The sequence below is a fragment of the Fodinicurvata halophila genome (assembly GCF_042651425.1).
GTDB classification, from domain to species: Bacteria; Pseudomonadota; Alphaproteobacteria; order Kiloniellales; family DSM-21159; genus Fodinicurvata; species Fodinicurvata halophila.
Map to the genome: position 1 here is coordinate 246,536 of NZ_JBHSCW010000006.1, position 15,136 is coordinate 261,671.

Here is a 15,136-nt window from a genome sequence, read left to right on the forward strand (position 1 = left end):
ATATCAGCTTCTTTATTTCATAATTCCCGGTAGATAAGTTGCCAATTCTGGAAACCCAATCAGAATTGCTATCATAGCAAACATGGCGAACACGAAAGGAACAACACCGATAATAACATCGTGAATAGGCCCTGCTTTACGAATACCCTGGACCACATAAAGATTCAGACCTATAGGTGGTGTTACTAGGGCCGTTTCAAGTAGTATCATCAAAATAACTCCAAACCAAATCGGATCAAAACCAGCAGAGAATACTATTGGCGCAATTATTGGAACTGTTGTTATCATTAGTGTCAGTACTTCCATGAAAAAACCCAGCACAACATAAAATAATATTATTGTTATCAATAGCTGATACTTGGTTAGATCGAGAGAAACAATGAATTCATTCAACTGGGATGTTAACCCAATACCCGAAAGTACGAAATTTAGAAAATAGGCGGCCATGATAACAAGCATGACCATAGCTGTTGTGCGCATGGCTCCCTCGAACGCACTACGAAGCATGCGCAAATTGAGGCGCCCATGACACAAAGCTAAAAACAGCGCTACAATAACCCCAATTGCAGCGGATTCCGTGGGAGTGGCCCAACCCAAATAAATAGATCCCATGATGGCGAAGAATATCGCAAAGGGTGGGAGAAAATCCGCTATGACGGAAAACCTTTGCGTCCAAGTGGCCTCTTCCTGCCTACCACCCCAACTGGGCTTTAACGCACAGGCAATAAAAATAGTCAGCATGAACATCATCGCTAAAAGTATTCCTGGTATAATACCTGCGATATAAAGCTGAGCGATCGATGTGTTAGTTAGTACGCCATATATAATCATGTTAATAGATGGCGGTATAAGAATACCTACAGTACCACCAGCAGCAAGGGTGCCCAAAAAAAGGCGCTCGTTGCAGCCTTGTTTTCTAATCTGAGGCTCAGCGACTGTTCCTATTGTTGCTGCAGTAGCAATACTTGAACCGGAAGTGGCTGCAAATGCAGCACTGGCAACGATATTCGAATGCATCAACCCGCCAGGTAGCCAGGTTAACCAAATTCGCATAGCGCCATACATGCGTTCTGCTATACCTGCGCGTAGTAAGATTTCCCCCAACAGAATGAACAAAGGAATTGCTACTAGGATAAAGCTAGTAGAACTAGTCCAGGTAATCTCCGCTATCACCTTATGCAGGGGCATCATAGAGAATTGCCAGTTGAGAGCGAACCCCATCACAACAAGTGTGGCGGCCACTGGAATAGCTAACGCCAGTAGAACGACAAGTAGGATAAGAGTATAAAGGAGCATAACCTATTATCGCCCTGAATAACTTTGTTGTTTGTTTACGGTGATCTCGTCAATCTCATCGTGCAGTTCACTGCTTACTGATCGTGTTCCCGCCAAGCGATTCACCTGCTCCACATCTCCGGCAGCAAAAAGGACTAAAACTCTTAGAAGCAAAACAACAGTGGTAAGAGCAAAGAAAATTAAGCCAATAAACCAAATACCCTGTGGAATCCATAATGGCATTGCCATTGCAGTATTAGATACTTTTCCAAGTTCCCATGAATTAGTAAGCATGTGATACGCGTACCATGTTAATGATAAAGGAAACACTGATAGCGCAAAAAGACCTATTATATCCAGTATGGCTTTCAGTTTATTGGGAAGTATCATGTAAAGAGCATCAACTCGTATGTGTCCACGTTCGAGTAGAGTAAATGATATAGACCATGACGTTGTTATGGCTAATGCATATCCCGCTAGTTCATCAGCTGCGATAATATGATAACTAAATGCCTTACGTGAAATAACTTCAGCGGTGATTAAAATAGCAATGATCAGCATTACGCTTCCGCTGCACCAAACACCGGCGCGCGCTATTGTACGGATAAGATTGATTATTTTTTCCAATTGCATGCTCTTTAACACCATGTGCATAGTCGCAAGCTAGGCACGCTCGTTAGGCGAGCCCAGCTTGCACTATGGCTTCTCTTATTCTTCAATGGAAGCAGATGTATTGAGCACATTTCCAACAGTTTCGTTCCAGGAGGTTGTGCATTCTTCACCACACCTCTCAGCCCAGGAAGGCACTATGACCTCATCACGAATTTCGTGAATCCTTTTCCTGTCCTCGTCCGATACCTCAACTAGGGTAAGAGAGGCTGGTTCACCATAAGGACAGTTACCGCCTGTCAAACAGGCCACCCCATCTTCGGTATCAGTTTGGGCCCACTCCCAATTCCGTTCTTCCCAAGCCTGCAGCTCATCTTCGAGGAATGTTTGGACGTTCTCTGGGAGAGCATTCCAAGCCTCCAAATTCGCAGCATGGAACAACATGCTCCACCCTAGCGGTAGCGTGTATAGATGAGAGGTGACTTCATACCATTTTGCGTTATAGAGACCCAAAACTGCTGATACAGCACAGTCAATTACGCCACGCTCCAGAGCTGGAACCACATCCGGAAATGGGATGCTGGAACTTGTAGCGCCTGCAGCCTCTACAAATTCAGCCAAGGATCGACTATGGACACGGATCTTCTTGCCCTCTAGATCATCAATACCGTTGATAGGCGTATTGCATGCCATTGCAAGATCATGATTAGGGAAGAACGCAAGAAGCTTTAACCCGTACTGCTCTTCAAATCGCTCATTGAGATAGGGTCGATAAGCTTCATTTGCCTCTCGTATTTGATCAATGTCTTCTGTGAGACCCGCAAGATCAGTTCCTTCTGTTCGCGGATCTGTTCCCGCTACATAGCCGATCGCAGAAGTTGCAAACTCAAGGACACCTTGCCTTAATAGGCTAAACACCTCTTCACCACTCATACCCATCTCCGTGAATGGACGGAGATTTGCGGTAACGGCGCCTCCCGATTCTTCCGGAATAGTTTTAGTCCAAAATGGCTTTTCGCGCTCCTGATATACAGCTAAGTTGCCCCAGCTGCCTACAACGTTAACCTCTGTTTCTGGAAGCTCATCTTGCGCCAAAACTGACTGATTAAATGGCGCAGCAAAAAGTAGTGCTGAACAAGCTATTGATGCACACAACTTAGATCTATTAAACATTCCCATCTCCCTGTTCTAATTCGAATTTGTATTTTGGTGATAGGTTTTGCATACCAACTTCCTGCGGACAACCATTGCGCACAAAAAGAAAATGCAAAACGCCCGAGTTATAACTTTCCCATTTATAGCACTGGCACTTCCCTCCTATTACTATTTATCAGTGAATATATCAGGATAACCGAATAGTGCCGCACTCCCACCTGTATGGATAAATACGACATTCTGATCACGACTAAAATAACCCCTCCTGATTAAGTCTATAAGACCAGCCATACCCTTTCCTGAGTAAACTGGATCGAGCAATATCCCCTCCAGTCGGGCAAGCAGAGCAACCGCCTCAATCATTGAATCTGTGGGCAACCCGTAACCCAATCCCACATAATCGCAATTGGCTTCGACATGCTTATGCTTCACTACATTTCCGATCCCGATATGCTCAGATGTACGTTCAGCAAGAGCAAGAACATTTAGTTCCTGAACCTCTTTCATTGCTCGGACACCGATACCTAAAACGGGTATACCGCTATTAGAACCGACCAAACCCGTTACAAGTCCAGCCTGTGTCCCTGCACTCCCCGTGGCATGCACAACATGATTAATCAGTAAGTTTTGAGAATTTGCCTGTGTGAGAAGCTCAAGTGCAGCGTCCACATATCCCAGAGCCCCGATCTCATTTGAGCCTCCGCCTGGTATTATATATGGCTTTTTCCCTTGAGTCCTAAGGTCATCAGCAAGAACTTCCATTTCAGAGTTCATGTCTGTGCCCCCAGGGCGCGTACTAACATTCGCGCCATGCAAGAGATTAAGTAGGACATTCCCATTATCGGTATACGATGAGTGTTCTATATTAGTGCGGTCCTCTAAAATGATATGACATTCCATTCCGCATTTCGCTGCAGCTGCTGCTGTCTGTCGCGCATGGTTGGACTGAGTAGCGCCCTGGGTAATTACGCAATCAGCTTCACGCTCCCAGGCATCCGCTATCAAAAACTCTAGCTTCCGCGTCTTATTGCCCCCGGTGGATAGCCCTGTGCAATCGTCTCTTTTAATCCACAGCTTCGGCCCATCCAGATAGGCACTAAGACGCTCCATAGGCTCTAGTGGCGTCGGGAGGTGAGCAAAGTGCAGACGATTGAAACGAGACAAATGCATAATGCTCTCTAGCTCCTTTATGCGATAAATTTATGATCTCACTGTTAGCATTTGAGAGCCGTTCCATGTCGGGATGGCTTCAAAGTAGGTTGTAGCTGAAAAATACCAGTCGGGCATAAATCGCTCCAATGCCAATAATTGCTTGCTGCATTAAAAATTTGCATAATACAGCTTTTGCAGATAGGTACGACCAGCTATGAAATTGAACTGGCTCGAAGATTTTCTGTTATTGATAGAAACCGGCTCTTTCTCAAAAGCCGCACAACGCCGGAATGTGACGCAGCCAGCATTTTCACGCAGAATTCAAATGCTAGAGCATTGGCTTGGAGTTCAACTGGTGAATCGCGGTTCTCATAGCTTAAAGCTCACAACCACCGCAGCCAGGTTCGAACCAGTAATGCGGCGCGTCGTTGAATCAACTTATGAACTTCGCAGCCACATGCGCGCCGACGCAGCTGCGGATTCACGTTTTTCATTAGCTACGCAGCATACGTTAATGGTTAGTCACTTACCAAAATTGCTGAATATCTTACAAGAATATAGGCACGAAACAGCGTTCCAAGTCCGCACTGGTGACTTAGATGATTGTATAGAGCAACTCTCACAAGGTCATGCTGATTTACTTCTCTCGTTTAGATCTGAAGAAGAACCACGACTAGATCAAACGAGTGATTTCTCATGCATTCTTCTCGGACATGAATACCTTTTACCTGTTGGGACAGAAATATCAGTTCAGCAGATACGCACTGCGCTGCAAAATGGTGGGAATATTCGACTTTTAAAATACCCAGAAGATAGCTTTCTGGGGCGCATATTAAGACGGGAATGCTTACTAGATTTAGTTAAAAATAATACTATTGAAACCGTTTGTGAAAGTGCTTTTACCATGGGTATAAAAGAGATGACTATTTCAGATATGGGATTGTCTTGGTTACCAAAAAAAATTATAGAAGATGAACTAATGAGAGGAAAGTTAATATCATTAGAGAATGAACTAAGATCAATAAAGCTAGATGTATGCCTATATTGCTCAAACAATAATAAATACCCTAAATTACGTGAATTCTGGGATAAAATTAAATCTGATAGAATAAAAATATAAATTATAAAGTGAACATATTCATTAATAATTTTTCTTTATTTGTAACTATACAGCAGCTGGCAGGAGCTCTATCTGAAACTCGGAGAGATCATCTACATTCATCACTTCGTCCTGAAGAGTGTTCAAGTAATCCAGAAGGTCTTCCTGGCGTGGCTGGCCAAACGCCAATCGATAAACCGCCAAGCTTCGCTTCAACCACTCCAACTGTTTTTCTTCCCGACTGTAGGGAAACATCGGGACAACCCGTTCGATGCAGGTATCCCCCTCATAGATCCAATATGGAATTAGACCTGTCTCGGAGTCAGATTCCTGCTGTGCCGCCTGAAACATCCTGGTCCAAGGATCTGTGTTTTGGTTATTGCATTCCTTGGCGTCAGCAACATGCTTGTTGGCCAGATTTAACCGGACAGCGTGTCCCTTGAAGCGATGAATGCGCCCTTCACGCTGTTCCAAATCAACGGGGTTACTTGGCAGGTTCCAGTGGTAGATCCGATAGCAATAGGGGTGAAAATCAAGACCCTCCTGACCGATCGAGGTCGTGGCCAGAACGAAAGGACGGAAAGGGGAATTGAAGGCTGACCTCACCTTGTCCACGCGCTGGCTTTCGCCTTCTTCATCCTTGTAATCGGCAAAGCGCATGGCAAAGCGACCGCGCATCTGAGGATTGGCGGCTATGGTGACCTGCCCATCCTTCACCTGCGGCCAATCCACATGAATCTGGGATGGCTTGATGGTCAGTGCATTGGCCATAGCCTCAGCAACACCTCGAACCTTTTCCTCAGGTTCACTTGCACTTAATCCCTCGTTCTCCACGAGGCAGTGGGCATACTCATCCAGGACAGCCTGGAGATTGTGCCGCGCACAGTACTGGAGGACCTTATTCCAATATCCCCTCTTGTCCTCTTTCCGCACCAGTTCAACAACTTGCTGCTGGTTAAAGAGAAAGCGAAAGGCCCAAGCCACTTTCGCAGCTGCCGTTAGCAATACCTGATTTTCCCATTCAATCTCCGGTGCAATACGCCGCAAGGACCGCAACGCACAGACCGCGGGACTGCCCAGGCAGAGATCCACCAAGAGATCCAGATCCTCTTGGGATACTCGTGGCTCTGAGACCTCATTCGCTTTGTCGGCTAGCGCCACACAATGCTTTTGATACCCCTCCTCCTTGGAGAGTCCCAACAATCCTACCTCCGCCGACGTCACCCATTCGAGGAGACGACTAGATTTCTTTGCATCCAGCACAAGGGGTATTGTCGAGAGTTCTCCATGTGCTCTGGATTGAGAGGACTGCTGTAATCCGAGATCGGAGAGGAGTTTTTGTATCCGTTTCGTCAGGGATGTACGCATTTCTTGATAGGTAAGGCCGGTCTCATGATCCGAGAAAACGCTAAATGGGTCGCCTTCTGACGCAAGGGTGGGCGACGGATACAGCAGGAGCAGGTTCCTCAGTCCCGTAGGCCTATCTTCGTGATATTGAAACTGAAGAGGTCGCTGATCGTATTGATCGAAGTAACCATGACCGGATTGGCCACACCCCATAAGCCTTTCAGCCTCATAGGTAACCAATGCAGAAATTGCATCCGGCACCATGGACCAACTGGAGAATATCAACGACTTCGTCAGGGGCCGCTGTTCTGACGAGCCGTCACAAGGCCTTTGCTTACGGTCATAGTATGGCAGGGAAGGAGGCAGCCAGAGATGCCGATGAAGGCTTCGGTCATTCTCACCTGGCTCCCCTTGTCCGAATAGGTCTTCCATTAACCGTCGCATTCGGCCGTTGCCAGGGTCGATCGGCTGGTAGTCACTGATCCTTTCCCTATTCAACAGGCTCGGCCGAGCCGAGTTCATCGCGTCGATATAATCAGATAGTGGCCCCGGAAGCTGCTCCTTCATCAACTGCTTCAGTTTGTAATGCTGCATGAAATTCAGCAGGTAGGGCGCCGACTTCCAGTACTCCAGGTTATTGGGTGCTGAAACGGACATAGCAACACGGGACACGGCGTCCGCATTTCGAAGATCATCTGCAGTCAGCTGCACTGGAGATGCTTTGACTTCCTCTAACATCGCATCCTGCCTGCTCGTATGCCTTACGCGCTCTCTTCGAACCATGACGGCCTTGAGATAGGTCTGGATCGTATCGCGATTCTGAGCAGCCCATTCCTTCGAGGAGGGGAGTTGTTGGAGAGCCCTTCTGAAGGATTTGAGCTTGCTGGGCAGATTCTGGATAACCTCCGACTCTCCAGCGGGATCGTCGTAGAGAAACTTCAGAACGAATAGGAACTCATCGTAGTGGTCACCGTCCTCGTCCGCATCACCCGACAAAGTGAGCTTCTTGTAGGGCGTAGCCGAAAGCATCAGCACTCGTACATCTGACGTCTCATCGGAAACGACACCCTCACCTGAATAGGAGAGAAGTTCCCGGGCCAACTCTCCATGATCCGTTTCCTGGTTGAGTACATGTTTGAACCTTTGGAACTCATCCAGAATGATGAGATCAGGCTTCAGAGCGTCCAGGCACACAGTGGCCAATTGTCGCCGAAGCTCTCCGATCAAGGCATTACGATCGTAAACAGGCTCTGAAAACTCTTCGGTATTATAAGCTCGATACAATTCCGAGAGACGGATAACTTCCTCGAACAGCTCTGTTTCAGCCTGGATCTTTTGTCGAAACCTTTCGATAAGCGAGGCCTCAACCTTATCAAGGTTCAGATTGGAAACTTCCCATTTCCAATTGCCATCGCCCACACTGCACTGCAGAAGTTTGCAGAAACCCTCCTGGCAAGGAATGAGGGGACTCAGCAGATGATAGAGGAATGCGCGCTCCTGCTTGACCCCTTTGGATGATTTCAGGTCGAAGGTTGTGCTCGGCGTCAGGCTGATGAAATTCACCTTGCTTTCCGACAAAGCAGGTAAGTCGCCACGTACGAATGGTATGAGGGTAATGCGTGTCGCGGCGGAAAGAGTGTTCTGACCGAGAACATTCAGGCGCTTAAGGTTCTGATGTGCAATCGCCTGATTGGAACAAATGTAGATGATGTCTATTCGGTCTTGCTTGTCTCGGAGATACTCGATGGTCTTTGCTATGACCCCTCTGGCAACAAGCGTCTTCCCCAGACCAACCTCATCCGCGACCAAAAAGCGGTTTGTGCCACCCTCGTCCAGGTAAAGGCGTCTGAAAGCGTACTCGACCGTATCACGTTGAAATTTTTTCAATGGCTTCAGGGCAGCCTCCGCCGAGAATGTGTCGACCGTCATTGGCCACCTCCCTTGGAAACCATCACTTCCCGAAATGCCGCCCACATCTTGAGGAAATCATCGGGAACGACAGAAGCTTCTTCCTTATCATCAGAAGAGCTCAATCGCTCGATGAGTCGATCCACAGATTTCAGCCGCGTCGCCCCGTTGCAGTAATCTCGGACCAGTTCCTCTAGGACAGGCTCAAACACTATGGATGCCTGTTCTCCAACCTGGTTCTCCGATCCTCCTTTCCAGTTCTTTCGATTATCAGTGGCCGCAAAAGGATCATCGGAGTGAGCCAAAAGCAGACGGAGATAGCGAAAGAACATCTTATCGTTATTGATTATGTTCCGGAATATCTGGGTATACCGTCCCTCAGGTAAGCCCTCGACTTCCAAACACGTACTGAAGAGATGCGATGTCTCGTTATCCGAGGCCACCATACTGAAAGCGGTGAATCCGGTGACATGCAACAGCGACATTCTACCCAAATCTACGGACGCCCCGGATCTCAGTTCTTCCAAGACATTCCGAGCACAAGCCTTGCCTAGGGTAATGAGCCAGACCTGCAAACTGGAAACCTGAGCCAAAGACAGAGGCTTCTCAGCGCATAAGTAAACACGCCACTGATCATCGCTGTCACAGCCCTCACTTACACAGTGCAACTTTAGGCCGCTGAGACAAATGTCACGTTGAGCCTGTTTAAGATGTCTCTCCATGTCCTGGGGACTGACTTCATCCTCAATTTCCCCAAAACAATAGGGCTGTGTCAACTGGCCAAAACCCTCGGGTCCCAGGATTGTCTCCACATCGCCAACTTCCGCTTTAGGTCCTACGAGAGATGCAAAGAATTCGACATTCCGTCCATCCAACAGTGCCGCTGCGGTTGCATTCCCGGACCCTACGGTCAGGTTCGTTTCAGCTCCTCTCTCGGCTATGAAAATCTTGGCATGCAGTCCCTGGATCTGCTCACCCTCCGTATCCTCTCCATCCGCTGTCTCTACTCTGTCGTCCAGGATCAAAGCCTTATAGCCGTCCAGTAGTTCGTCAGAATCATCCCTTCCGAAAGCCTCATCCAATTGGTCCTGACGGCTCACAATCATTGGCTCATAGTCCTGAGAAAGCCTTCGCAATCGCTCCAGTGCTCTGGTGTCACAGAAAGGGCTGACGATACCCAGGCGCGAGCAGGGGGTCGGCTTCCACGGAGTATTTCCTAGCCCGTTCACCGTGAAGGCCACTTCGGTGAAGGGGGACGGCAGTTCCCAGAGAATATACGGCAAACGCTCGGTGACCTGCTCGAGCAGCTCCGCTGCATGATCAGGGGCGTCGCGAACCGAAAGCTTACTCAAGCTCTCCACAAACTCGATGATCGCTTCATTTCCGGCCTGGAGTTCACCAGTATCAGTCCCATCGAGGCAGAGTGAAATGTCCCAGGCACGATCCCGTGTAAGATTCCTTGATAGAACCAACAACCTGAACCGGATTGGTCCTCTCTCCGTGGGCTTGAACCGCAACAGCCATACCTTGGGGTGAAAAGCCCCACCCGCCGGAGCCAGTACCTCGACGACCATAGTCTCCATCAGGGAACAGAGACGAGGATAGGCTTCCTCCTTGGCCTTGATATTTCCAGCCTCGGTGAACACCACAATTCGTTCTGCGGTACGTTCGATACCTTCCAAAAGAGCGAGAGGGTTGGACTCGTCCTGCGCATCCTCAACAGCAAACAGAGAAAGACTGACGGGAACCGTCAGTAGGGTCTCCAGATCCAGCGTGTAGGTCGTCGCAATCGCCGAATCAAAAAGATAACCTGGAGGCGGCCTCAGGTTTTCCGTATAAAGGCTACGATCATTGGGAGAGAGACTTGGACTATTGGGCATTGGCCAAGTCCCGTAAATAGCTGTTTGCCTGGGGCCAGCGAAAATCCATACGCCCCGACGTAGTCTCACCGTTCCACATTCTGCGCACTGAGCTGTTTGTGAAGCGGGACTTACTTCCCTTCAGTCCGCGCTCTCTTTTCTTTATCAGCTCTCGTGCTTTGGGATCGTTCGCCAAATTCCCCTGAGTTTCGACTACTCGGGTTTTCCATTCGGCAACGAAGTTCCGGACTTTAGGCTTTATGGCGTGAAAATCATGAAAATCACTTCCCCTTAATTTATCTAATGACCAATGCCGCAGAGCACCAAGTTCCAACTCCGTGGTCCACTGATGTAAAGCCTCCGAATGCTTCTCCAGCCAATCATCTCTTTCAAGTAACTCACAGATCTGCAGACCATAAAGCAGGGCTGCACCATGCATTAAATGAGAGAATAGTCTTGCATGCTCCAAAAGATCACGTGTTATCTCCTCCAATTCCGAAAGACAGGGATGCTCCCAGACGTAATTGCAATCTGCATAATCCCGCACCGACAACTGTGTCAGTAGTGTATTCCGATGGGATTTGCTCAGGCGATCACGGAGGAATTCCGCTTCCTCGGTCCGCAGGGTGAAATCGACTTTGTCTAGAAATCCCTCGGGTGCCTTGGGGAGGCTTTCGATCAAAAAGCTTCGCGGCTCGGTATCCTCAGGATTTATTTGCGATATCGCCCCGCCTGTCTGTTTCAACTGCCGAAGCGCCGCCAGGTAGCTATCCAATGACCCGTGGAAAATGCGGATACCCCAGCTCTCCAGCCCGTACCAATAGATATGAGTTGGTAGACGCTGCAGCTGACTTCTGGAGCGCTGCCCTATGACACCGTTGGTCTCCCCTCCTGCCTCCAAGGCGTCAATCAATAGTCCTTCGTACTTTCTGAGTGTAGTCAGGTTGACCCTTTCAGAAGCCTCCCTTTCCTCGATCTCCTGCAACATCCAAGGAATGAAGAGCATATACCTCAGCCTTGTATGGATGGTGCTCGTTCCTGGGAAGAAGTGATCTGATATGGAATCGCGTATTGCAGCCAATCCCAACTCATTACGTGTCGTGCTTTCCTCGAACATGGCGAGTATGTGCTGGACACGTTTCTGTTCTTCGGCGTCGAAATCAACCCAGGTTAGCGAAGACATGGGATTACCTGCTCAGGGAATTATCATAAATGGTGACGGCACAGATCCGAGAGGTGATTTAAAAAGTGGGCGACACATACCCAACTTCACTGAATCACTTCCGCCATCTCGGCATACCGACAAAAGGCATTCGTCAGCTGTATCTGTCGGGGCGTTCGGCACTTCGGCGCAAATAGCTCAGGCGAAGCCACGAGTATGGACATGCACTTCGCCCGGGATGTCGCGACATTAAAGCGGTTCAGGCTGTAGAGAAACTCCATGCCCCTCGGAGCATCCGATGCGCTCGAGCTGGCGGCAGAGTAAATCGAAATAGGTGCTTCCTGGCCCTGGAACTTGTCCACGGTCCCCACATGCGCAGTCGGAACTCGCTCTGATATCAGCGATACTTGTGCGTTGTAGGGAGTGATGATCAGAATGTCTTCAAGTGTCACCGGCCGTTCCTGGCCCGATCCATCCACCCAGGTTTGACCGGCCTTCAGGATTTCTTCGACCAGTTTGACGATAGCCTCAACCTCCTCTGGAGAGGAGTTCTGATTGCCATCGTGTTCGACCAGAAGATACCGCATTCCCGAGCCCTCTAGAGGACCGCTTCCTTGAATAACCTGCTTTCCCAAATTCTCCCGGGAATGCAGTAGGCCTTCATAGAAGAGTTCGGAGGTGAAGGCGCAGATATCCGGATGTAGACGCCAGCTTTCTCCAAGAAAGAGCCCCTGATCTTTCGATATTGTTTGTGCGCCTCCCAGGAGGTGATCAAGGGCCGAGACATCACAGCCATCTGGATGGCTGCCCTGGATCGGCTGATCCAATTGTTGCGGGTCCCCTATCAGCACCAGTGTTTTCGCTGCCTGGGAAACAGCAATGACATTGGCAAGCGACATCTGCGCGGCCTCGTCGACAAAGAGCACGTCAACAACATCGAAGGCATCCTCTCGCGACCAGAACCATGCTGTGCCGCCACCAACATCGACCCCGTTGCCTAACGAACCGATGAGCTGCTCATTGCTCGTAGTGAAGGGAATACGTTCATGGGGCTCATCTCCCTGTCGGGACTTATGAAGGCATGTCAGCACCTCGCCCTGTTGCTCGGCAACCTCAATTGCCTTCTTCATGAGGTTCAGGATCACCTTGTGACTATTGGCAGTGATACCGACAGTCTGACCCTGGCGAACCAGCTCACATATCATGTGAGCCCCAGTGAAGGACTTACCGGCACCTGGCGGACCCTGAATAGGCAGAACACCCGGTTCGAGACTCGATACCAATCGAACAGCCGCCTCCAGGGTGGTTTCTCCATCCAACTGGATTGGCTGATCACCAATACGAGGTGACGCCCTCCTAAGCAGATCCCTTGCAGCTTGATAGGGACCTGTATCGGACATGCCGTTCTCCGCGACATACTCTCCCAACCGTAATATGGCTTCCTTAATCACATCCGTTTTAATGAACCGATGAGCAAAGATGGCCTCCCGATGGATATCCGCGGTGTCCTGTCGCTTTTTGATATCTATAAACCGGTGTTCTGGAGATATCTCCACCAGTGTCCCGAATTTCTCCCCGCCATAACTGCGCAGATCATCTCCACGCAAATCGACATCCTGGGGCGGGAATTCATAGCGATGTATGGGAACCTTATCCGTCCCGCCTGCATTTTCCTGAAAGACCAAACCCGACAATCCCGCACGCTCTTCCAGAAGGTCTTCGGGCGAGAGGTCGGAAAGCCGGAAAAACTCCCACCAAATCGCCTTCTCCTCGCGCCGGTGCCAATCCAGTAGGTTTGCGAGAATCCACCGGGCATGCTGCTCCGGATTCCGATCCTCAGAGTCAACAGGGACATCCACTGTCAACGCCTCGACGATCGGTGTGATCCTTTCCAGCCATGCACCGACGTTCTCACTTGGTGCCCCATCTCCTTCTGCGGGACGAGGCACCTCGATCCCCTGCGCAACAAGCTCGTCTCTCAGGGTCTCGAGCCAATCCCGCAGCTCTAAGGTCGAGCTGCAATCATCCCTATTGTAACCAGAGACAACCTCCTTGGTCTCCTCGGATATCGAAGGAATGTCATCAAGCTCGAGCCCCGCCTGGAGAACCGCCAGTGCCTTGTTGGCGTCAACCAACAAAGTGCTTCGTTCGAAATCGTAGAATGGCTCCAGACGCTTTATGGAGTAGCTCTCGACACTCGCACGTAGGCCATTGCGCACCACGCTGTACAAGTCGACGAAGAGCTTGGCCCGAAGCATCTGGTCGACCTCTTCTTCCCGCGTACCATAACGCCCCATCAACCGCTTCAAGGCGGCAGGCTCGTAAGGTGCGTAGTGATAAATGTGAAGGTCGGGATAGGCCTTCCAGCGGGCCATGATGAAGTCCACGAACGCCTCGAAGGCTTGCTTCTCTTGATCCCGTGAAAAAGCCCAATCCCCGCGGTAGATGATTTCTCCATTCTCGTCCGCGAAGAGATAGCCTACGAGATATTCAAGCCCACTCTCGCCAACGAATGGATCACCTTCCAAATCAAAAAAGACATCTCCGGGTGATGGTTCAGGCAAGCAGGTCAGGCCGAAACCTTCCTCAACCTGAAACAGTTCATACTTCAGCTGACCGCTCTGTCGCGCCTCCACCTGCACGCGCGCCTGCTCGCGAACCCGTTCATAGGATTGCACCACCCCTCGCTGCGGACGCCACTGGAGTGGCAAGGGAAGATCCGAGAGACCCTGAACCGTCGAGACACCCCGCTCATTCAACTCATTGATCTGGGATTTCGATATACCCGCCACGAGGCACAGATGGTCATCGTCTCGCCAACGCTTCTCGCAGTTCGCCTGCCAGGTGCAGATGCTGCAGTACTCCACTGGCTCCGGATAGGTGCTATGGCCGGTCTGACTCGCTATCTCACGCTCGAAGGCGCGCTTGACCTGACGAAAATAGGCACCGAAGTCAGCAACCCGAAACCGTTGAGGTTGATAGTTCGTCCAGGGCGGAATCACATACATATAATCCGGCGCCACACCCTGGAGTTTGGCGAGCATGTCCGAATAGAGGCATAGCTGAAGAATGGTGCCCGCCTTTGTCTCCCGGGCAAGCTTCGCGTCCGCCACCTCATAGGACCAGTCACCCAGTGAACTCGGCTTGTCCACCCGCAACAGAAAGTCAGCCCGCCCTCGCCAGCGTCCTTGCTGAAGGGCGCCTTGGGCAATGACGTCCACCCCCTCTCTCATAGCCTGCAGGGTGTCGGATTGAGTCTGCTCGGAAACCTCGACGCCCTCTATGAGCCGAACGTCAAACCCCTGTTCTCGCAGGTGATCCAGATAGCCCTGTTCATGCCGGGCACCGCGCTCCCATAGGATATCCAGAAAAGGGTCCCAGCCTTCCGGCTTTTCATGGCGCCCTTCGGCTACGGCTCGCTCCAATTGGGTGAGATAGCCACAGTTCAGATGGCCAACCAGATCCGTGGCACTCAGATGCAAGTGGCCTTCGCGATGCTGCATGGCCGCCTACTGTCCCTCTGGTGGGACAGACCGTATGAAGGGCAGGGCGTATTTCGTAGACATTATC

General features: G+C 50.0%; 9 protein-coding genes. 1 reads left to right on the forward strand and 8 read right to left on the reverse strand.

The window, feature by feature from the left end:
• Positions 1-12 precede the first annotated feature (12 nt).
• From ACFOW6_RS12135 to ACFOW6_RS12150, 4 genes are all read right to left on the reverse strand, one after another.
• Complete coding sequence (locus ACFOW6_RS12135; RefSeq protein WP_382422637.1) at positions 13-1,296, reverse strand: TRAP transporter large permease; 1,284 nt, start codon at positions 1,294-1,296, stop codon at positions 13-15.
• A gap of 6 nt (positions 1,297-1,302) precedes the next feature.
• Positions 1,303-1,902: a TRAP transporter small permease subunit gene (locus ACFOW6_RS12140; protein WP_382422638.1), complete on the reverse strand. Its 600-nt coding sequence runs from the start codon at positions 1,900-1,902 to the stop codon at positions 1,303-1,305.
• A gap of 81 nt (positions 1,903-1,983) precedes the next feature.
• Entirely contained in the window at positions 1,984-3,057 is a 1,074-nt protein-coding gene (locus ACFOW6_RS12145) for a TRAP transporter substrate-binding protein (protein ID WP_382422639.1), read from the reverse strand.
• Between the two features lie 150 nt (positions 3,058-3,207).
• Positions 3,208-4,209 (reverse strand): D-cysteine desulfhydrase, encoded by a 1,002-nt coding sequence (locus tag ACFOW6_RS12150; protein WP_382422640.1) that lies wholly within the window; start codon positions 4,207-4,209, stop codon positions 3,208-3,210.
• A gap of 196 nt (positions 4,210-4,405) precedes the next feature.
• Between ACFOW6_RS12150 and ACFOW6_RS12155 the strand changes: the two genes are divergently transcribed.
• Positions 4,406-5,311, forward strand: coding sequence for a LysR family transcriptional regulator (locus ACFOW6_RS12155; protein ID WP_382422641.1), 906 nt, complete (start codon positions 4,406-4,408; stop codon positions 5,309-5,311).
• 45 nt (positions 5,312-5,356) lie between these two features.
• Here ACFOW6_RS12155 and ACFOW6_RS12160 read toward each other — a convergent pair whose 3' ends face one another.
• The 4 genes from ACFOW6_RS12160 to ACFOW6_RS12175 all read right to left on the reverse strand — a co-directional run bounded on the left by ACFOW6_RS12160 (position 5,357) and on the right by ACFOW6_RS12175 (position 15,069).
• Positions 5,357-8,566: a DEAD/DEAH box helicase gene (locus ACFOW6_RS12160; RefSeq protein WP_382422643.1), complete on the reverse strand. Its 3,210-nt coding sequence runs from the start codon at positions 8,564-8,566 to the stop codon at positions 5,357-5,359.
• Positions 8,563-10,425: a phospholipase D family protein gene (locus ACFOW6_RS12165; protein ID WP_382422644.1), complete on the reverse strand. Its 1,863-nt coding sequence runs from the start codon at positions 10,423-10,425 to the stop codon at positions 8,563-8,565. Before ACFOW6_RS12165 ends, ACFOW6_RS12160 begins: the two co-directional genes overlap by 4 nt.
• On the reverse strand, positions 10,415-11,587 hold the full coding sequence (locus ACFOW6_RS12170) for a DUF6361 family protein (RefSeq protein WP_382422645.1): 1,173 nt from the start codon (positions 11,585-11,587) through the stop codon (positions 10,415-10,417). The genes ACFOW6_RS12165 and ACFOW6_RS12170 overlap by 11 nt, the downstream gene beginning before the upstream one ends.
• A gap of 86 nt (positions 11,588-11,673) precedes the next feature.
• Positions 11,674-15,069 (reverse strand): TM0106 family RecB-like putative nuclease, encoded by a 3,396-nt coding sequence (locus ACFOW6_RS12175; RefSeq protein ID WP_382422646.1) that lies wholly within the window; start codon positions 15,067-15,069, stop codon positions 11,674-11,676.
• Between the last annotated feature and the right edge of the window lie 67 nt (positions 15,070-15,136).

What these genes read in the sequence shown, in the direction of transcription:
- ACFOW6_RS12170 (WP_382422645.1), bottom strand. Translation starts at nt 11,587, where the DNA reads ATGTCTTCGCTAACCTGGGTTGATTTCGACGCCGAAGAACAGAAACGT.
- ACFOW6_RS12145 (WP_382422639.1), bottom strand. Translation starts at nt 3,057, where the DNA reads ATGTTTAATAGATCTAAGTTGTGTGCATCAATAGCTTGTTCAGCACTA.
- ACFOW6_RS12135 (WP_382422637.1), bottom strand. Translation starts at nt 1,296, where the DNA reads ATGCTCCTTTATACTCTTATCCTACTTGTCGTTCTACTGGCGTTAGCT.
- ACFOW6_RS12155 (WP_382422641.1), top strand. Translation starts at nt 4,406, where the DNA reads ATGAAATTGAACTGGCTCGAAGATTTTCTGTTATTGATAGAAACCGGC.
- ACFOW6_RS12175 (WP_382422646.1), bottom strand. Translation starts at nt 15,069, where the DNA reads ATGCAGCATCGCGAAGGCCACTTGCATCTGAGTGCCACGGATCTGGTT.
- ACFOW6_RS12160 (WP_382422643.1), bottom strand. Translation starts at nt 8,566, where the DNA reads ATGACGGTCGACACATTCTCGGCGGAGGCTGCCCTGAAGCCATTGAAA.
- ACFOW6_RS12150 (WP_382422640.1), bottom strand. Translation starts at nt 4,209, where the DNA reads ATGCATTTGTCTCGTTTCAATCGTCTGCACTTTGCTCACCTCCCGACG.
- ACFOW6_RS12165 (WP_382422644.1), bottom strand. Translation starts at nt 10,425, where the DNA reads ATGCCCAATAGTCCAAGTCTCTCTCCCAATGATCGTAGCCTTTATACG.